Annotated in this window: 14 protein-coding genes; 9 read left to right on the forward strand and 5 right to left on the reverse strand. The window is 69.5% G+C overall.

What is annotated here, in order from left to right; genetic code table 11:
* The gene (locus FPT20_RS00930; protein WP_158861805.1) at positions 1 to 4,194 is read right to left on the reverse strand and encodes a N,N-dimethylformamidase beta subunit family domain-containing protein; all 4,194 of its coding nucleotides are present in this window, start codon (positions 4,192 to 4,194) and stop codon (positions 1 to 3) included.
* A 257-nt stretch (positions 4,195 to 4,451) separates the two neighbouring features.
* On the opposite strand from FPT20_RS00930, the gene FPT20_RS00935 reads away from it, so the two are divergent.
* A complete protein-coding gene (locus FPT20_RS00935; RefSeq protein WP_158861806.1) occupies positions 4,452 to 5,237 on the forward strand; it encodes a PASTA domain-containing protein in 786 nt (261 codons plus the stop codon).
* Here FPT20_RS00935 and FPT20_RS00940 read toward each other — a convergent pair.
* On the reverse strand, positions 5,231 to 5,749 hold the full coding sequence (locus FPT20_RS00940) for a DUF6611 family protein (protein WP_158861807.1): 519 nt from the start codon (positions 5,747 to 5,749) through the stop codon (positions 5,231 to 5,233). The genes FPT20_RS00935 and FPT20_RS00940 overlap by 7 nt on opposite strands.
* A 373-nt stretch (positions 5,750 to 6,122) precedes the next feature.
* Here FPT20_RS00940 and FPT20_RS00945 point away from each other — a divergent pair, with 373 nt between their 5' ends.
* Positions 6,123 to 6,854 carry a hypothetical protein gene (locus FPT20_RS00945; protein WP_158861808.1) on the forward strand — a complete coding sequence of 244 codons (732 nt, stop codon included), beginning with the start codon at positions 6,123 to 6,125 and terminating at the stop codon, positions 6,852 to 6,854.
* Between the two features lie 75 nt (positions 6,855 to 6,929).
* Here the strand turns inward: FPT20_RS00945 and FPT20_RS00950 are convergent, their stop codons facing one another.
* The gene (locus FPT20_RS00950) at positions 6,930 to 7,475 is read right to left on the reverse strand and encodes a L,D-transpeptidase (protein WP_233265336.1); all 546 of its coding nucleotides are present in this window, start codon (positions 7,473 to 7,475) and stop codon (positions 6,930 to 6,932) included.
* 488 nt (positions 7,476 to 7,963) lie between these two features.
* Here FPT20_RS00950 and FPT20_RS00955 point away from each other — a divergent pair, with 488 nt between their 5' ends.
* The 6 genes from FPT20_RS00955 to FPT20_RS00980 all read left to right on the forward strand — a co-directional run bounded on the left by FPT20_RS00955 (position 7,964) and on the right by FPT20_RS00980 (position 13,710).
* Positions 7,964 to 9,268 (forward strand): C-glycoside deglycosidase beta subunit domain-containing protein, encoded by a 1,305-nt coding sequence (locus FPT20_RS00955; RefSeq protein ID WP_158861810.1) that lies wholly within the window; start codon positions 7,964 to 7,966, stop codon positions 9,266 to 9,268.
* Between the two features lie 235 nt (positions 9,269 to 9,503).
* Positions 9,504 to 10,358, forward strand: coding sequence for a DUF4397 domain-containing protein (locus FPT20_RS00960; protein WP_158861811.1), 855 nt, complete (start codon positions 9,504 to 9,506; stop codon positions 10,356 to 10,358).
* Positions 10,355 to 11,023, forward strand: coding sequence for a class F sortase (locus tag FPT20_RS00965; protein ID WP_158861812.1), 669 nt, complete (start codon positions 10,355 to 10,357; stop codon positions 11,021 to 11,023). The genes FPT20_RS00960 and FPT20_RS00965 overlap by 4 nt, the downstream gene beginning before the upstream one ends.
* A 119-nt stretch (positions 11,024 to 11,142) precedes the next feature.
* Positions 11,143 to 11,943 carry an alpha/beta fold hydrolase gene (locus FPT20_RS00970; protein WP_158861813.1) on the forward strand — a complete coding sequence of 267 codons (801 nt, stop codon included), beginning with the start codon at positions 11,143 to 11,145 and terminating at the stop codon, positions 11,941 to 11,943.
* Positions 11,940 to 13,337, forward strand: a complete 1,398-nt coding sequence (locus FPT20_RS00975) for a sensor domain-containing protein (protein WP_233265337.1) — start codon at positions 11,940 to 11,942, stop codon at positions 13,335 to 13,337. The genes FPT20_RS00970 and FPT20_RS00975 overlap by 4 nt, the downstream gene beginning before the upstream one ends.
* 172 nt (positions 13,338 to 13,509) lie before the next feature.
* The gene (locus FPT20_RS00980) at positions 13,510 to 13,710 is read left to right on the forward strand and encodes a hypothetical protein (RefSeq protein WP_158861814.1); all 201 of its coding nucleotides are present in this window, start codon (positions 13,510 to 13,512) and stop codon (positions 13,708 to 13,710) included.
* Between the two features lie 120 nt (positions 13,711 to 13,830).
* On the opposite strand, the gene FPT20_RS00985 is transcribed toward FPT20_RS00980, so the two are convergent.
* Positions 13,831 to 14,925, reverse strand: a complete 1,095-nt coding sequence (locus FPT20_RS00985) for a fatty acid desaturase family protein (RefSeq protein WP_158861815.1) — start codon at positions 14,923 to 14,925, stop codon at positions 13,831 to 13,833.
* Between the two features lie 147 nt (positions 14,926 to 15,072).
* On the opposite strand from FPT20_RS00985, the gene FPT20_RS00990 reads away from it, so the two are divergent.
* Positions 15,073 to 16,671: an alpha-amylase family glycosyl hydrolase gene (locus FPT20_RS00990; RefSeq protein WP_233265338.1), complete on the forward strand. Its 1,599-nt coding sequence runs from the start codon at positions 15,073 to 15,075 to the stop codon at positions 16,669 to 16,671.
* Positions 16,672 to 16,775: 104 nt separating this feature from the next.
* On the opposite strand, the gene FPT20_RS00995 is transcribed toward FPT20_RS00990, so the two are convergent.
* Positions 16,776 to 18,623 (reverse strand): amylosucrase, encoded by a 1,848-nt coding sequence (locus FPT20_RS00995; RefSeq protein WP_158861817.1) that lies wholly within the window; start codon positions 18,621 to 18,623, stop codon positions 16,776 to 16,778.
* Positions 18,624 to 18,684: the final 61 nt, after the last annotated feature.

Consider the following 18,684-nt stretch of genomic DNA (forward strand, 5'->3'; position numbering starts at 1 on the left):
TCAGCCGATCCAGGTCATGATGTTCCAGCCGGAGCCGACCTGGGCCGGGGGTCCCCAGCCCGAGAGGCCGCTCGCCGGATAGACCACCAATGCGCCGCTCGAGGTGCGACCGAGGATGTCGTCGTGGCCGTCGCCGGTGAAGTCACCGACGGAGACGATGGCGGTCATGATGTTCCAGCCGCTTCCGACGACGACCGGCGGCTTCCAGCCTGAGGCGCTGTGGGCGTAGAACCAGAGCCGGCCGTACGGGTCGCGCGCCAGCAGGCCCGGGTTGCCGTCGCCGGCGAAGTCGCGGATTCCGACGATCGAGGTCATCCCGTTCCAGCCCGAACCGATAGCCTGCGGGGCGAGCCAGCCACCGTGCCCGTTGCCCGGGTACAACCACAGCGCACCGGAGGCGTCGACCGCGACGATGTCCGGGTAGCTGTCGCCGGTGAAGTCGTGCGCGGCGACGATCCTGGTCATGATGTTCCAGCCGGAGCCGACCTGTCGAGGCGTACCCCACCCTCCCGCACCGTTTCCGGGGTAGAGCCAAAGCGCCCCGGCGGCGTCGCGGGCGAGGACGTCGTTGTGGCCATCGCCGTCGAAGTCGCCCGGCGAGACGATCGCGGTCATGATGTTCCATCCGGAACCGACCTGGACCCCTGCGGGATTCAGCCAGCCGGCCGCGCCATTGCCGCGGTACAGGAACAAGGCGCCGCTGCCGTCGCGGGCCAGCACGTCGGCGTGGCCGTCGGAGTTGAAGTCGCCCAGCGTCAGCGATGCGGGCGCCGCGGCTTTGACCGTGAATGACCAACTCTGTGTCGCGAGTGTCGCCCCTCCCGCGGATCGGGCACCGGAGAGCGTCGCCGTCATCGTTGCCCCGGCCGGCAGTGCGGCCGCAGGGGTGAAGGTGATCGTCGAGCCGTCGCTCGACTGCGACACCGCTCCCGCGACGGCCGAGCCTCCGGCGGAGACCGACAGTGCGTACCCGCTGGCGACCGGGCCCGAGACGGTGATCGACACCTTGGTCGCCGGGTCGACGTTCACCGCGCCGCTGGCTGGCGACTCGGAGACGACCGTCAGCGGGCTGGCGGGTGTAGCGAACACCACATCGACCATGTAGTTCGTCGTGGATGCGGAGCTCGGGAAGCCGTCGGAGTACGAGTACGCAGCGACCGCGTTGCCCGCCACGAGCGGCGCCCGCGTGATTCCGGAGCCGGAGAAGTCGCCCGGTGTCGCCGAGTAGAACCCCGTGGGAGAGCGGTACGACACGAGGTAGTCGGTGTTAGCGGCGATGTTGACCGGCGTCGAGAAGGTCAGCGTCTCCCAGCCGGCGGTGGACTCGCCGGTGAAGGTGCCGGTCGCCAGCTGTTGCCCCGACGAGGTCCACAGGGTTCCGACGTGGGTGCCGGTGTTGTTCACGCTCTTGTAGAAGCGCACGCCGGTAACAGCTCCGGCGACCGTGCTGTAGAACTTGACGCCGAGCGTGACGGGCAAGTCTTTGACTTCGAGGATCGATGGAACGGTCGAGTCGGTGAACAGGCTGCACGGGCACACACCGGGGGCGGGGTCGGGTTTGACGGTGGTGAAGCTCCAGGCGCCTCCGGAGGACAGGGTCTTTCCGTAGAGGTCTTTGGCGGTCATGGTGACGGTGTAGTTCACGAACCCATTCAGCGCGGAGGTGGGGGTGAAGGTCGCGGTGCGGGTCGAGGCCGTGTAGGTGACGGTGCCTGCGACGGTGACGCCGTTGGCGTCCTTGACGGTGGAGGCGATGCTGGCCGGGTCGACCGCTTTCGACATGACCGCGCCGATGGTGGTGCTGAGCGGCACGCTGGAGGAGCCGGGGAGCGGCCATTGACTGGAGGCGGTCAGCGGTGAGTTGTCGACGGTGGTGAAGACGGCGTCGACCCAGTAGTTGGCGTTGTTGTAGCTGCTCTGCGGGTAGGTGCCCAGCGCGCTGCTGTACACACCAGCCGCCGGGGCGCCGAAGCCGCCGGCGACCGAGTAGACGTTGTCGGAGAGTCCGCGGTAGGCGAACGCCCATGAGGTTGCCGAGTAGTGGCCGGCGGGGGCGGAGTAGGAGACGACGTACTTGGTGCCCGCGGTCACGGCCACGGCCGAGGTGAAGGAGGCGGTCTGCCAGCCGGAGGCGCTCTCACCGGAGAAGGTCACGGTCGCGAGCCGGTTGCCGGAGGTGTCCCACAGCGATCCGGTGTGGGTGCCGGTGTTCGTGGAGCTCTTGTAGAACCGGACCCCGCTGATGAAGCCGTTCTGCTGCGCCGTGAACTGCAATCCCACCTCCACCGCGGAAGCGTCACCCGAGTCCGCCACCGCCGGGACCTGTGACCCCAGGATCGACGCGGGGCCGGTCACCGTGAGTGGGACCGCTGTCGGCGACGATGGGTAGTTGCCGCTGTCGTCCGTCGCCCTGACTTGGATCGTCTGCGTGCCGAGACCGTTCTGCACGTAGCTGTAAGTCCAGGAATTCGTTCCGGATGCGGGGTGCCAGCTCGTCCCTCCATCGGTCGACACCTCGACCCCGGCGACCACGCCGCCGACGTCGGAGGCCGTGCCGGTCACCGTGACCGACGCGCCGTTCGCGATGCTCGCCCCGGCCGCCGGCGACGTGACGGTCACGGTCGGGGGTGTCGTGTCGGTGCTCTTCGTGGAGGCGGTCAGCCCGCTCTGCAGCGATCCGGGCTGAGCGCCCATGTCGGCCATCAGGTTGATCTGCGCCTGCTGCATGCGCGGGTCGGCGGCCGCGCCGGTGCCGTCATGCTCGGCGTCCAGACCCCACGACCACTGGATGGTGCCTGCTGAGAACACCAGCGCCCCGCTCGGCGCTCGGTGCAGCGTTACATGGTGGGTGGTTGTGCCCGGCGCGACGGTGTTGCCGAAGTCTTGCAGGTACTGGGGGACGGCGCCGGTCGTCGTCGACAGGTCGACGAGCCCGGCCGGCCTAAACCCGTTATCCAGGTCCTCATCCGACTCGTACCCGACGGTGTGCTGCGCGAGTGCGCTGGTCGACCCGGCGGCGAGCGAGGTCAGACTGGTGTTGCGCCAGAGTCTGGTCTTGCCCTGAGCGGCCGTGACCGTGATCGGCAGGTCGGAGAAGTTCGACATGTACATCGTCCCGGTGACGCCGTTCTCCGGCAGCCCCGCTCCGTTCGCCGTCGAGGCGAACCGCGGATCCCGCCACGTCCCCGTCCAGGTCGTGGAGGGGTCGATCTTGGCGTTGGCCCAGGTCTCCTTGTAAGTCACCAGGGTGCGGTAGTTCGTGGCCGCACCGGCGACCGAGGGTTCGTACCGGGTGTGCCAGTACATTTCATTACCGGAGAGGAACTGCGCGTTCACGCCCGCGTTGATCGCCGCCTGCACATTCGCCCGCTGCCCGGTGCTCCAGTACTCGTCGTGCCCGACCGAGAGGAACACTTTGTGGTTCAGCAGCTGCGACCCGTACCGGTCGGTGTCGACCCCGGAGAAGTACGACATGTTGTAGCCGTTCTTCTCCAGGAACCGCACCTCCGGGTACTCGGCCCCGAAGTAGAAATCCCGGCCCGCATTGTTGCCACGGGTCGCGAACGGCCGGTTATAGCTCACCTTGTACGCGCGCCCGTTCGCCGCTCCCTGATAGAAGTCCGAGCCTCCATACGTGTTGTACGCCTCCCACGTCGGGTCGGAGGTCTGATACAGCACATCCGAGTGGCTGGCGTCGTTGCGCACGACGAAAGTGATCTGGCTCTTGCCGCCCGTGTCCGTGCGGGTGAGCAGCGCGATGTAGACGCCCGAGACGGCTGACGGCGGCACGGACCACGACGCGGAAAGCGCCCAATTCCCGCAATCGGTGAGCTCGACCGTCGGGTCCCAATAGCACGCCGGCTGCGTCTGCGGCAGCGAGACCGACGGAGTCACATCGGCGATCTTGCGCGCACCGAGCCCCTGGTAATACCCCGTCCGGAAGATCTGAATCGTATAGGCGGGCGCGTTCGTATTGATCTTGAACCCGATCGTGCCGCCGATGTTCACGCTGATATCGGTCGAGAATCCCTGGATCGTGTCATCGCCCGACCCGTCCACGTCCCAGACCGACGGGTCAGCGCCGGCAAGCGCGTTCTCGCAGACGATGGGATTGGCTGCCGCATTGCATCCATCGTCCGCGTGCGCCGGCGGCCCGGCGGCCACCACGCCCGAGGTCATCAGTATGGCCGCCATCGCGCCGATGAGGACAGTACGGAGCCGACGCCGCCCCCGTATCGGGTCCAGGGAGTTAACCCGAGCATTCCTCATAATAGGAGGCTCCCACGGCTGGGACGCGAAGGTAGGCCCCCAAACAGGGGACGAACAGCCGCGGAGATGCCCGGGCGGCGACAGGACCATCCGCGCCCCTCCCGAATGTCGCGCGCCCGGCGTACAGTCTCCGGAAGTCGGCCGGCGCCTTGCCGGTCGCTCGGATCGGGCAGGAAGAGGTCATGGCGGGCAGGCACGTCGAGCGGCCCAGGCGACTCGGCCGCATCGGAGCTGTCATCGTCTCGCACCCGTTCTCGACCGGAGGCGTGGTGACCGCCGCGCTGGTGGCGGCACTGGTGGTCGCGCCCCTCGGCATCAGCGGCCTGATGCCCGCACCTGATCATTCCCGTGCCCCCGTGCCGCCGGCGGCGGCTCCTGCGGTCGCTCGATCCGTACCCGATGTCGTCGGTCTCACTGAGCCCCGCGCCGCGGACGTCATGCGCTCGAGCGGGTTCAGGACGGAGGTGCGCCCCGAGTCCGGCGGCCAGGCCACCGCCCTGACGAGCGGCGTCGTGATCCGGCAATTCCCGAGCGCGGGGGAGCGCGCAGCAATGGGAACGAAGGTCGTCCTGACTGTCGCACCGGCCGGGACGGGTGGCACGACGCCCCCGCAGAACGGCGGAGGTTCCTCGGCAGCGGTAACCGTCCCCGGACCGACAGGACCCGGTGGCACCTCGGCGACGGGCGGAGTCGCCGGGGCCGGCTCCGGCGGTGCGGGAACTGCAGGCGGAACGGCTGGCGGGGGTGCTGCCGGGAGTGGCGGTTCGGTGCCTGCCGGACCGGCACCGGCACCGGCGCAGACCACCGGTGCCGGGCCGTCGAGCCCCGCGCCCGCTCCGCAGCCACCCGTGGCCCCAGCCCCGGTGCCGGTCCAGCCGCCGCCGTTGCCTATCCCGCTGCCGCCGGTCGTTCCGGTGCCGGCGCCGCTCCTGCTCTCTGTGGTTCTCCTCGGCGTCCTGTCTCAGTGATCCTGGAGGGCCGGAGCTGTCTTCGCGGGCAGTGCGTCGTACACAGCCGCCCACTCCGCTTCGTACGTGACCGCGGTCACGTCCCCGGATCTCCGCCGGTTCTCCAGCTCCGTCAGCCGGCCGACGGAAGTCCGCAGGAGGTGGACGTCGCCGAATTCGCGCACTTCACCGCCGACGTATTCTGAAGCGACCGTCAGGACTCGGCTGCGTCCGCGAAGGTCTCGGGTGAGCCGTGCGGTAACGGCGAAGCCTGCCCCGTAAGCCGCCAGCACGGCCGCCAAGCTCAGCACGGGGCCCGCGCCGCTCAGCGCGACGAGGCCGAACAGGCAGAGGATCCCGCCCGCGACGGGCCAGATGTGCGCGACATGCAACGCGCGGCGTTCCCCGTGCGTGATTCCCGGCGGGTAGACCGTCAGCCGGACGCGCTGCCAGAGGCCCCGGCTCGCAGGGGACACGTCGAGGGTCCCCCAGGGGGCGCGGCCCTCGGTCAGGCGCCGAAGGAACTCGTTCATGCTTCCAGCGTGCGCCGCGTTCCCGCGCGCGCGGGGGATCCTCGCGATCTCCATACGGAAGCGAGCGGAATGCTAACGGGTTCCTAGCGGTGGGGAGGCCGGCTCGGGCCGCCGAGGCGCGTTGTTCTGCTGGGCGTCGGGCGGTGGGGGAGCGGTCCGTGCGCGGTCCCCCAATGCGGGGGAGGGAGGCGAGGTTGTCTCTCTCAGCTGCTGGCCCAGCGGGCTGCGGACCCTAGACTCATGTCGAGCGGGCCCGACGGAAGGGGCGCCGCGCCGCCGTCAGCGCTGTGTGTGACTGCGACTGCACACCATCGAAGGGGATGCACCCATGTCGTCACGCTCAACCGCCCTCGGGACCACGGATCGCCGAAAGGTGACGCGAACGGCAGCATTGCTCTCGGCGGGCGTGCTCGCCCTGGGGCTGGCCATCGGGGCTCCCGTCGCTGCAGAAGCGGTGCCGTCCACAACCCTCGTTTCGAGCGCTACGACGGTCACCGCGAACGGCCAGGTCACGCTCACTGCCGCGGGTTTCACGGCGGGCGAGGCGCTGGCCTTCTCGCTCGATTCCGACCCGCTCCCCACGTACGGGCAGGTTTCGGAGTCCGCGGATGCGACCGGTAAATACAGCGGAGTCGCAGTGATCCCTACGGGCACCACCCTCGGCACCCACACGATCACGGTCACCGGAGCGAGCTCGCCGTCCGCCACCGCGACGATCGATGTGATCACCAAGCCGACATCGTCGGTGAGCCCGGCTACCAGTGCACTCTCTGACTACCTGAGTACGGGAGTCACAGCGACCTTCTCGGGATTCGCCCCGGGCTCCACCGTCCAGTTCAGTATCTACACACCCGTGATGGGCGACCCGGCCGGTCCCGATGTCGTTGTGGGCGCTTCCGGGGTCGTTACGCTTCACTTCGTCCCCAAGCCCGGTAGCAATTACGCGAATCCGGGTACCTACGGCCTCGGCGCCATGACTGACACCCTGAACATTCAGGCTGCTCCTCTCTCGTTCGAGGTCACCGCGAACCCGGTCGTCTCGGCTCCTGCACCGGTCGCAGCCCCGGCGACTCCCGTGAACGCGCCGGCGACATTCACCGGCTGACCGGGACGCTCGTCCGCGAGTCACCCCGGAGGTCCCTCTCGCGGGTCGTGTCAGGTACTCGCGGGACGCGCCAAGTCAGCCGATGACGACGGGTGTCCCGAGGGGGAGGAGGCTCGCCAGCTCGGTGATGTCGGCATTGGACAGGCGGATGCAGCCGTGGCTTGCGGCGTGGCCGATGCTGGCGGCGTCGTCGGTGCCATGGAGTCCGATTTGGCCTGGTCCGCCGCCGAAGCTGGAGAGGACATCGGAGAACGCGGAGAGACCGAACGCGTAGGGCCCATAGCCGTCGTTCGTCGGCTTGAGGAGTTCCGTGATGTAGAACGATCCGTGCGGCGTGGGTGTGCCACCCGTGCCCGTGGCGGCCGCGTAGGTCTTCACCGGAGTCCCGTTCTTCAGCAGAGTCAGGGTGTTCTGTTCGGTGGACGCTTGCAGGCTGTATACGAGGCTGCGGAGGGTGACCGTGCCTGCTTTTATCCACCCGGTGCTGCCGTTCGGGCGCTGGGCGAGGTCGACTTCCAGCCAGTCGCCCTGGCTCGAGGCGACGAGGAAGGTCAGCGGGGCTCCGGACGGTTGCGGGTTCGCCAACGACTCCGCGACAGCGCCGCCCGGCGATTCGAACACGGCGACCTGCGGCGAATTGGCGGTGGCCGACGTTCCCGTCGCGGTCGGCGTCGGGGTCGGAGTCGCAGAGGGAGTCGTTGCAGGCGCAGCGCTCTGGGTTGACTCGCGCGCGACCGGTGAATGTGTGGAAGAAGGAGCAGCTGTGCAGCCGGTCAGGAGGATGCCGCACAAGAGCGCGGCGGCCGCGAATCGATAGGACGCGGTCGGACGGCAGAACATGATTCCTCCCGAGGGGGCCGGTGCTGGAAGAGCGCCCGCCGGCTGAGAGCGGCGGCCGGGCCCCCCGAACAGATTACGTGTGTTCGGTGTCCTTCACGACCGTCCACCGAAGATGAACGTCGACGTGCACCGGACTTCACGGTGACTGACGGTTCGATGTACCTGGCTGGCTCGATCAGTTGTGTCCAGACCTTGCATTCTTCTGTCGGAAACGGACAGAATGGCTCAAGCCCGCATCCGCAGCGGCCCCAGCAAGAGAGTGAGCACCGATGCTTCTCGAAAGAGACCTCATCCAGTCCGTCGGCTTCCGCAACGTCCGGGAGGGCGACCGGGTCGTCGGGTTCCAACTGCGGCTTCGCATGCCGAACTACCGCGGGCTCGCCGCCTCCCTGATCGATGGTGTGGCCGTGAGGGTCGGCGATCTCGTCGACGTCCCGGCCGACGTGCCGCGGTGGACGTTCGGCGACCGCACCTACACGCTGCAGGAGCTCTGGGACAGCGACGGGGTGCGCTGGCAGCTCGAAGAGGCGGCGGTGGTCACGGTGCCGTTCGAGGGTGGTCTGCCGCAGGGCGTGCACGAGGTCGCGATCGACCTGCGCCTCCGCATGTCGTACATCCCCGAGGAGCACCAGCCATCGGTGTTCCGCGAGACCAAGCACGTGACACTCGCTCCCGATGGAGGCGGGGCTCCCTTCAAGTACGGCGTCTCGCTGTACAGCTTCACGACCGACTTCGGAACGGTGCTCGACCCCGAGAGCTCCCTGCGCGCCGTCGCAGATGTCGGTGCGACGGGTGTCGAGATCCTCGGCGAGGGACACGTCGAGAACTATCCGGAACCCTCCACGCACTGGATCGACGCGTGGTTCGCCCTGCTCGACACCTACTCGCTGGAGCCCACGAACTTCGGCTCCTGGATCGACACCCGGCTTCACTCGCGCGGCCCGAACGCCCGTCCGATGACCGCCCTGGAGGGAGCGGAGAAGCTGCGGGGCGACCTGCGGCTCGCGAGCCGCCTCGGGTTCACGACCATCCGCCCCAAGATCGGAGTGGTGTCGAGCGACCTCATCCCGGACCCGATCTGGACGGAGGCCGTGGAGCGCTCCCTCGACCTCGCGGCCGAGCTCGACATCGTGATCTGCCCCGAGATCCACTCGCCGACGCCCATCAAGCACCCCGTCGTCGATGACTACATCGCCCTGATCGAGCGCACCGGCACGAAGCACTTCGGCCTGCTCATCGACACCGGGATCTTCCAGGACCGGCCGATTCCCCTCCGCGAGGGGGAGACGCGGGAGACCCGCCCGGCGTTCCTCGACGGCATCGGCGTCGACCCGGAGGACTTCAAGGACATCGCGAAGTACGTCGTCTTCATCCAGGCGAAATTCCACGACATCGACGAGAACCTCGAGGATCAGCAGATCCCGTGGCGACCTGTCCTCCAGGCCCTCAAAGACTCCGGCTACACCGGATACCTCTCCAGCGAATACGAGGGGGAGCGCGACCCGTGGCGCTCCATCGAGCAGGTCCGCCGCCAGCACTCGCTGATCCGCACCATCGCCGACTCGCTCGACTGAGACACGGCGGCGCTTCGCATCCGCCACCGAGTCCCCCCCAGAATGCGCCGGTCCACGCCTCGCGCGTGCAGTCTTGGGGGGCTCGACGCCCCCCCCGGCTATCGAGTCCCCCCCAGAGTGCGCGATTTGACCGGTCCCACCTGCACTCTTGGGGGACTCGATGCATCCGAACCCCCGATCCTCCGGAACGTATAGGCATGCGGCGCGAACCCGCGCCCTTACCCAAGGAGGATCGATGAAGATCAGAGCAGTCTCCGCCGCCGCGGTAGCGGTTGCGGCCCTCGCCCTCGCCGTCGGTGCCGCACCAGCCACCGCGGCCGGTTCGAACGCCCAGCTGTCCGTCATCCACGGAGTGCCGGGAACCCCGGTCGACGTGTGGGTGAACGGTACGGACACCGTCAAGAACTTCCAGCCCGGAACCATGGCCGGCCCGCTCGACCTGGCTCCCGGCACCTACAGCGTGTCGATCACGAAGGTCGGCGCCGCCTCGGCGACGGACAACCCGGTGATCGGCCCGATCGACCTGTCGCTGGCGGCCGGAGGGAACTACTCGGCCGTCGCGCATCTCGACGCCAACGGCAAGCCCACTGCCACGCTGTTCACCAACGACACCTCGGCCACCGCTGCGGGCCAGGGGCGACTGACGGTTCGCCACGTCGCCGCGGCGCCGGCCGTGGACGTCGTCGTGGGCGGGAAGGCCGTGATCAGCAACCTCACCAACCCGAACGAGCAGAAGCTGGATCTCCCCGCCTCCACCGTGTCGGCGAGCGTGACCGCGACCGGGACGACTCAGCCCGCTCTCATCGGGCCGGCCGACGTGACCATCAAGGACGGCACGAACACCATCGTGTACGCCTGGGGCAGCGCCACCGACAAGAACCTCGCGCTGATGATCCAGACGATCGACGGCCTGGGCACCCCGCCGAACGGCGTGCAGGCCGGTACCACCGGTGCGGCGTACCGCGCCGAGCAGGCCGCTCAGCTCGAGCAGACCGGGCTGTGGGTGGGAGCGATTGCGCTCCTCCTCGCCGGTGCGCTCACGGCGGGCATCGTGGCACGCAGGAAGCGCGCGGCCAACGCCCGCGGATGAGCCTGTCGTTCCGAGCCCGTGTGGGGGCGGCGGCCGTGGCCGCCGCCCTCACGCTGGTCCCGCTGGCCGGGTGCGCCGCGGAGGGCGCCCCGTCCTCCACCGCGACGTCGGCTCCCCGACCCACGGCGTCGGCGACGCCGCCCTCCCCTCCGGCGCCGGCGATCACGGACATCCCGCGGACCGACATCGACAGCCGCGCTGACCCGCAGGGGCTGCCGGCCGAGCCGCCGGTGCGTGTCACCGTCCCCGCCCTGGGCATCGACATGCCCGTCGTCTCGGTCGGGCTGGACGCCACCGGGGACGTCAGCATCCCTCCGGAATCGCACAAGGCCGGCTGGTACCGCTTCTCCTCGGGCCTCCGAGACCGGACCGGATCGATCGTCGTCGTCTCCCACATCGACGCGTGGGACGGGATCGGCCCCTTCAGTCGACTGAAGGACGCCGCGGCAGGGATGGAGGTCGCACTCTCGGGCGCGGACGGCAGCCGGTCCTTCCGTGTCGACGGCGTGGCCCAGCCTCAGAAGGCGCCCGGATCTCTCGCCGGGTACTTCACCCCGACCGGCCCGACCCGGCTCGTGCTGATCACGTGCGGCGGCGTCTTCGACGACTCGACCGGGCACTACCGCGACAACGTCATCGTCACCGCGACACCCGTGGACGGGTGAGCATGGCTTCATCCTCGGGACCCACCCGGGTCCCGCGCGTTGAGCCACCCGCGATTCAGCGTCCATAATGAGCGGACGCCCCTCCTCATCGACGGGGAGGCGCGGGTGAGGCGAGAACAGTGAGCGTTGAGGTGGTTCGGCGCAACGACGTCCGCGATCGGGGCGTGCCGTCCGGCCGGCCGCTGGTCTTCGCCCACGGTTTCGGCTGCAGCCAGGAGCTGTGGGGGCGAGTGGTCCCGCACTTCCTCGACGACCACCGCGTGATCACCTTCGACCATGTGGGGTCGGGCCGGTCGGACCTGAGCGCGTACGACCGGACGAAGTACGACTCGCTCCACGGCTACGCCGACGATCTGCTCGAGATCATGGAGGCGCTGGACCTCCACGATGTCGCGTTCGTCGGCCATTCCGTCAGCGCGATGATCGGCGTGCTGGCGGCGAACATCTCTCCCGACCGCTTCGGCCAGCTGTTCCTGGTGGGTCCGTCGCCGAGGTACATCGACGACGGCGACTACCGGGGAGGCTTCAGCACGGCGGACATCCGCCAGCTGCTCGAGGCCCTGGACGCCAACTACCTCGGCTGGTCGGCCGACATGGCGCCGGTCATCGCCGGCAACCCGGATCGTCCGGAGATCGGGGCGGAACTGTCGGCGAGCTTCTGCCGGACCGACCCGGACGTCGCCTCCCAGTTCGCCCGCGTCACCTTCCTCTCCGACAACCGGCGCGACCTCCGGGACGTGACCGTGCCGACGGTGGTCCTCCAGTGCGCCGAGGACGTGATCGCGCCGGACGCCGTCGGGCACTACGTGCACGAGCAGATCCCGGGCAGCCGGCTGGTCGAGCTGTCGGCGACGGGTCACACGCCCAGCCTTTCCGGACCGGACGAGCTCGCGCGGGCCATCAGGGCGCACCTCAGGTGAGCGACGACGTCTTGTCCTCCGCCGAGAGGGCGCTGTCGCCGGCCGAGTTGTACGAGCGCGTCCCGTGCGGCCTGCTCGTGACCGATGCGGTCGGCCGGGTGCTGCGTGCGAACACGACTTTCGCGGGGTGGCTCGGCCGGACCCCGGAGGAGCTGAGCGGGACCGCTCTGGCCGACCTGCTCGAGCCCGGATCGCGGATCTTCTACGAGACGCGCTTGCTCCCGTCGCTGGGGCTGCGAGGTGACGTGCGCGAAGTCGCCCTCTCCCTGATCGCTCCCGATGGCGACGACCTCTTCGTCATGGTCAACGCCACCCTCGATCCGCAGAGCGAGGGCGAGCCCGTCGCGCTCTATGCGCTGTTCCCCGGCTCCGAGCGGAGGGACTACGAACGGCAGCTCCTCATCGCCCGGCGGAGCGCGGAGGAGTCGGAGGCGCGCACCCGGGTGCTTCAGGACGCGACCGCCGCCTTCGCGGACAGCCGCACCGACGCCTCCCTCGCCCAGGCGCTCGCCGACATCGTCCGCTCCGCCCTGAACGCGACGGTCGTCGCAGTGCACCTCGCCGGCTCCGAGCCGGCCGTCGCCGGAGGGCCGATCCCCGTCGCCATCACCACGCTGCCCGGCGGTACGGCCGACCTGCTGGACGAGCAGGACATCCGCACCTGGTCGGTGCGAGACGACGCCGACTCGACGGTGAGCCGTGGGCTCAGAGCGGCTCGCCTGGAGACCGCGGTCTCCGTCCCGCTGATTCGGGACGGAACGGCCGCCGGCGCCATCGCCTGCTACTTCGCCCGGGAGCCGGAAATCGACGAGCACCGGCTCGACATGGTCCGTGCGCTGGGCAGACAGGCGGTGCAGACGCTCGGGCGCATCCGCCTGCAGGGAGAGCTGGCGGCCATCGCCCTCCAGGACCCGCTCACCGGTCTCGCCAACCGGTTCCTCCTGGGCAGCCGGCTGGCGGCCGCGGTGGTGGAAGCCGAAGAGCGGGAGCAACCTCTGGCCCTCCTGTTCGTCGACCTCGACGACTTCAAGACGATCAACGACGAGCTCGGCCACGCCGCGGGAGACGAACTCCTCAGGCAGGTCGCGCGCCGTCTCGTCGCGGCCGTGCGCGCGGAGGACCTGGTCTGCCGCTACGGAGGCGACGAGTTCATCGTCGTGTGCCGGAACACCGACGAGCAGCACGCGGCCGAGATCGCGGAACGGATCCGCCTCGCCATCCGGGAACCGATCGTCGGCGACGGCTGGGAGCGATCGATCTCGGGGAGCATCGGCGTCACGGTGGGCGCCGGAGCGGCGATCCTCGGCGGTTCGGAGCTGCTGCACGAAGCCGACGGCGCCATGTACCGGTCGAAGAGCCGGGGGAAGGACCGGGTCACGCTGATCGAGCACTGACGGCGCTCATCGTCCCTCCGCGTTAGCCGGGTTTCATAGCCATCGGGGGTGCCGCAGCGTAGCCTGAAGAAGCGGGCTCCTCCTGAGGCGATCTCTGCCGGCCGGTGGTGTGCGACCCCGGGGGCTTCTCGCACAGCTGATCGGATCCGTGTCGGTCAGGGAGAGGGTCGCCATGTCGGAACCGCTGTTCCCGGAGGATTCACCCGAGCAGACGGAGCGTCGCATCGAGCGTGCCTGGGAATCGCTGAGATCCTCTCGCCGGGACGACCCGGACAGGATTCAGAAGGCGCACGACGCCTACTTGTCGGATCCGATCGACGAGGAGACGCCTGCGGGTTCTGAACTGCTGGAAGGCAGATCGTACCCACTCTGACGTGGGCCGGTGAACTGCATTTCCCAGCAGGGGCGACGGCGGGGCGTGCGCGCCGGAAACGGTGCGGGCACGCCGTAGTCGTCCCGATGCTGTGCGGGCCCGGGATGCTGTGCGGGCCGGTCAGACGCGTCGGAGGCTCTGCGCGGCGGGGCAGTCGAAGGGGTCGCGCGCGGAGAGACCGACCCGGTTGAGGTACCGGATGACGATGCCGTAGGAGGCGACCAGCCCGGTCTCGGTGTAGGGGATGTCGTGGACTGCGCAGTGCTCGCGGACGAGCTCGCGGGCGCGCCGCAGGTGCGGGCGCGGCATGTTCGGGAAGAGGTGGTGCTCGATCTGGTGGTTGAGGCCGCCCATGAGCGCGCTCATCTCCCAGCCGCCGCGGATGTTCCGGGAGGTGAGGACCTGCTTGTTGAGGAAGTCGACGCGGGCGCCGTCGGGCAGCAGCGGCATGCCCTTGTGGTTGGGCGCGAAGGACGCGCCCATGTAGACGCCGAAGACGGCGAGCTGCACCCCGAGGAAGGCGAAGGCCATGCCGACCGGTAGCATCACGAAGAGGATGGTGACGTAGACCGAGAGGCGCAGCGCGATCGCCACGAGCTCGGTGCCGCGACGCTCGACGGGCCCGCGGGCCAGCAGGGAGCGGATCGAGGTGGCGTGCAGGTTGACGCCTTCGAGAAGCAGCAGCGGGAAGAACAGGTAGCCCTGGCGACGCGTGATCGCGGCGATCAGCCCGCGCTGCTTCGCGGCGTCCTCCTCGGTGAAGGAGATCGTGTCGAAGGCGATGTCCGGGTCCTTGCCGACCGTGTTCGGATTCGCGTGGTGGCGCGTGTGCTTCGTCATCCACCACTGGTAGCTCATGCCGACCAGCCAGGTGCCGATGAACCGGCCGACCCGGTCGTTGACCGGCCCTGACGCGAACACCTGGCGGTGCGAGGCCTCGTGCGCGAGGAAGGCGAACTGGGTGAAGATCAGGCCGAGCGCGCCCGCGATCAGCAGCTGGAACCAGGAGTCGCCCAGGAGGACGAACCCGGCGGCAGCGCCGGCGAGCGCGATCGTGAGGAGGGAGAACACCGCGATGTAGAAGCCGCGCGTGCGCTCGAGGAGCCCCTCCCCGCGGATGCGCCCGAGCAGTTCGTTGTAAGTGCTCGTGACCGGCGGACGGGTGGTGTCTCGCGGTTTGGTCCGGAGGACGGGGCCGAGAGTGGGTGCGGTCATACTGTTCCTCCGCTGGATGGCGACGACTTCCCAGCCGAGGATGCGGGCAGAACGCCCAAGATGATCTCAAGCGTATTCTCGATTGCTGAGTGTTGGCGGTACGGGGCGAGGCGGCGCGTCCTGCGCCCGGGGGCGTATTACTGAGTGGTGACCACCGCAGAGAAACCCCAGGGATCGCACGGCGGATGGGCTCCCGACCCGGCCGAGCTCGTCTACGGCCTCGACCTGTCCCGGTTCGCCGACGGCGACGGCGACGGCTTCGGCGACTTCGCCGGCGCGATCGAGCATCTGGACCATCTTGCTCGCCTCGGCGTGACCTGGATCTGGCTGCTGCCCTTCTACCCGAGCGAGCGCCGCGACAACGGCTACGACGTCGACGACCACCTCGAGGTCGATCCGAGGTTCGGCGACCTGGAGGCGTTCCGCCGCTTCCTCGACCGCGCTCACGACCTCGGGATGCGCGTGCTGCTCGACGCCGTGCTGCACCACACGTCCGACCGGCACGACTGGTTCCTGGCGGCTCGGGAGGATCCGGACGGCCTGGCCGGGCGGTTCTTCGTGTGGAGCGACGACGACGCCGTCGAGCCGGGCGACCACCCCATGTTCCCCGGCGAGGAGGACCGCGTCTGGGCCCGCGACGAGCGCGCGGGCCGGTTCTACCACCATCAGTTCTACTCGTTCCAGCCGGACCTGAACGCCACCGATCCGGACGTCTTCGACGAGATCGTCCGGGTGCTCACCCACTGGCTCGAGCTGGGCGCCGACGGCTTCCGGATCGATGCGGCGCTCCTCCTGGTGCAGGGCAAGGGGCGGCCCCGCACCGATGTCGACGACGGGCGGTTCTTCGACCGCTTGCGGGCGCGGTTGCGGGAGGTGCGGCCCGACGTCGCCCTGATCGCCGAGGCGGATGAGCCTCCCGAGCTGATGGCCGCGCTGGTGGAGCACGACCGGTTCGACGCGGTCATCGACTTCACGCTGAACAACGCGCTCATCCTCGCCCTGACGCGGGGGCGCGCCCGCCCGCTGCTCGATGTGCTGGAGCGTCTCGACAAGACGATCCCGCCCGAGGCGCGCCTGAACTTCGTGCGCAACGCCGACGAGCTCGACCTGCAGCAGCTCACCGACGAAGAGCGGCGGGAGGCGTTCGCGCACTTCGCGGCCGACCCGTCGATGCTCGTCTACGGCCGCGGGATCCGCCGCGCGTGGGCGCCGATGCTCGAGCCTGCGGAGCGCGTCCGCATGACGATGAGCCTCCTCCAGGCGCTCCCCGGAGTGCCGCTGCTGATGGCCGGCCAGGAGCTCGGCGTCGGGGACGACCTCACCGTCGAGGGGCGGGCCGCCTCCCGCACGACCATGCAATGGGACGACTCGCGCTGGGGTGGCTTCACGACGGCGGAGGACTCACCGCTGACGCTTCCGGCGCAGAGCGGGGGGCCTCTCGGCTTCGCGTCCGTCAATGCTCGCGATCAGGAGCGCGACCCGGCCTCCCTCCTCCAGCTGACGCGACGCGTGGTGGCCTTGCGCCGCGAGCTCCACGCGGCCGCGGGAGGCTGGACCGCGGCCGAGGGCGGTCACCCGGCGGTCATTTCCTTCAGCCGCGACGGCCTCCTCACCCTGCACAACCTCTCAGCGGAGGAGGTCGCCGTGGAGGTGCGCGACGGTTACGAGACCTGGCTCGCGGAGGGATGGGACGGCCGTCGGCTCGCGCCGTACGGCTTCGCCTGGCTGGTGACGCCGCCCGCCTAGAACGAACATCAGCGACGACTGCCCTCTGTTGGGACGCGTGCGGCGCTGCGCCGAGGCGCGGATGTCCCGCAGCACGGCAGAACCCGCTTCGGAGGATGCCGGGGTCAGGCCCGTACGAGCCACAGCACCTCGTGCGCGGCGAGGGCGACACCATCACCGAGCGTCCGGGACCGCCGGGAGATCAGGTCTGTCCAGGCTCCGGGGAAGTCGGCGAAGGCACGATCGGCGGCCTGCTCGGGGTAGTCGCCGACGTTGGCCAGGACCAGGAGGGGCTTGCCCCCTCCCGGACGCTCGAACGCGAGAATGCGGCTGTTGCCCGAGTCGATGGTGCGGAGCTCCCCTCCCGCGAACTGGCTGTTCTCCTTGCGCAGCTGGATCAGCCGGCGCATCCGTGAGTACACCTTGCCCGCGTCGGTGGAGGGGTCGTTGCGCTCCGAGTAGAGGCGGGCCGGGTAGTTCGGGCGGCCGACCCAGCGGGAGTCGCCGCTGCGCCCCTCCACCTCGAGCTGCCCGTAGTCGTTGAGCTGGCCCACCTCGTCGCCCAGGAACAGGAGGGGTATGCCGCCCGTCGACAGGGCGAGCGAGTAGGCCAGCAGGATGCGGTCGATCGCGCCGGCATCGCCCGACTCGAGACCGAGGAGCGACGCGGTCGCCCCCGAGACGCGGCTGTCCCCGGTCTTCGGGTTGAACTGGAAGGCGACCCCGCGCGAGAAGCTGCCCTCGAAGCGGCCCGTGTAGTAGTCGTTGAGGAACCGCCGGTGCCCCGAGGGGTCGATGCCGAGCCGGACGGCGTCCTCGTCGGCGAAGGTCCAGCCGATGTCGTCATGGCTGCGGACGTAGTTGACCCACGCGGTGCCGTCGGGCAGGCGGTGCCGCTCGGCGAGGGCGTGGTGGAGGAGGCGCACATCGCGGGTGGCCAGCGCCTCCCACGTGAGCGCCATCTGCAGCGGGTTGTAGCTGAGCTGGCACTCGTCGGGGCGGACGTAGCCGACGACGTCGTCGGGGTGGACGATCGCCTCGGAGAGGAACAGCATCGCGGGGGCGGCGATCCGGCACACCGCGTTGAACGCCTGTAGGAGCAGGTGCGCCTGCGGGAGGTTCTCGCTGGAGGTGCCGAGCTGCTTCCAGATGAACGGCACCGCATCCATGCGCAGCACCTCCACGCCCTGGTTCGCGAGGAAGAGCATCTCACCGGCCATCGCCACGAAGACGGCCGGGTTCGCGTAGTTGAGGTCCCACTGGAAGGAGTGGAACGACGCCCACACCCACGTGCCGTCGTCGAGCTGCACGAACGAGCCGGGATGGTCGTCGGGGAAGATCTCGCGCGTGGTGGCCTCGAAGGCGTCCGGCAGCTCGCGCGTGTCGAACATCCAGTAGTAGTCGCGGTAGACCGGGTCTCCGGCCGCGGCGCGGCGGGCCCATTCGTGGTCGCTCGCGGTGTGATTGAACACGAAGTCGACGGCCAGCGAGATGCCGGACGCGCGGAGCGCCTCCCCGAGCAGCCGCAGGTCGGTGATGGTCCCGAGCCGCGGGTTCAGCTCGCGGTAGCTCGAGACCGCGTAGCCGCCGTCGGAGTTGCCCTCCGGCACCTTGAACGGCGGCATGACGTGGAGGTACGTGAGGCCGAGCTCACGAAAGTACGGGATGCGCTCGCGGAGGCCGGCCATGCCTCCCGCGTACAGGTCGGCGTAGCAGAAGCCGCCCAGCATGTCGTTCGACAGGAACCAGTCCGGGTGCTCGAGCCGGCGGCGGTCGAGTTCCTTCAGGTCGGGGGAGCGCTCCTCCCAGGAGGTGCGGGCCAGCCTGAGCGCCGCCTCCAGCGAACCGGCCAGGGCCGGATGGTCGCCGTAGATCCGGCCGAGGAGGCGCGCCAGCCTGTCGCCCTCGGAGCGGAAGCGCTCCTCGAAGTCGTCGCCGCCGCTGGACCCGATGCCGGACTCGCCGCTCGTCATGCGTCGACGATAGCGAACGCCGGGCGCCGGGAGGAGAGTCCGCCGCCACGCGAAAGCTGCC

Source organism: Leifsonia sp. AG29, from assembly GCF_009765225.1.
Lineage (GTDB): Bacteria > Actinomycetota > Actinomycetes > Actinomycetales > Microbacteriaceae > Leifsonia.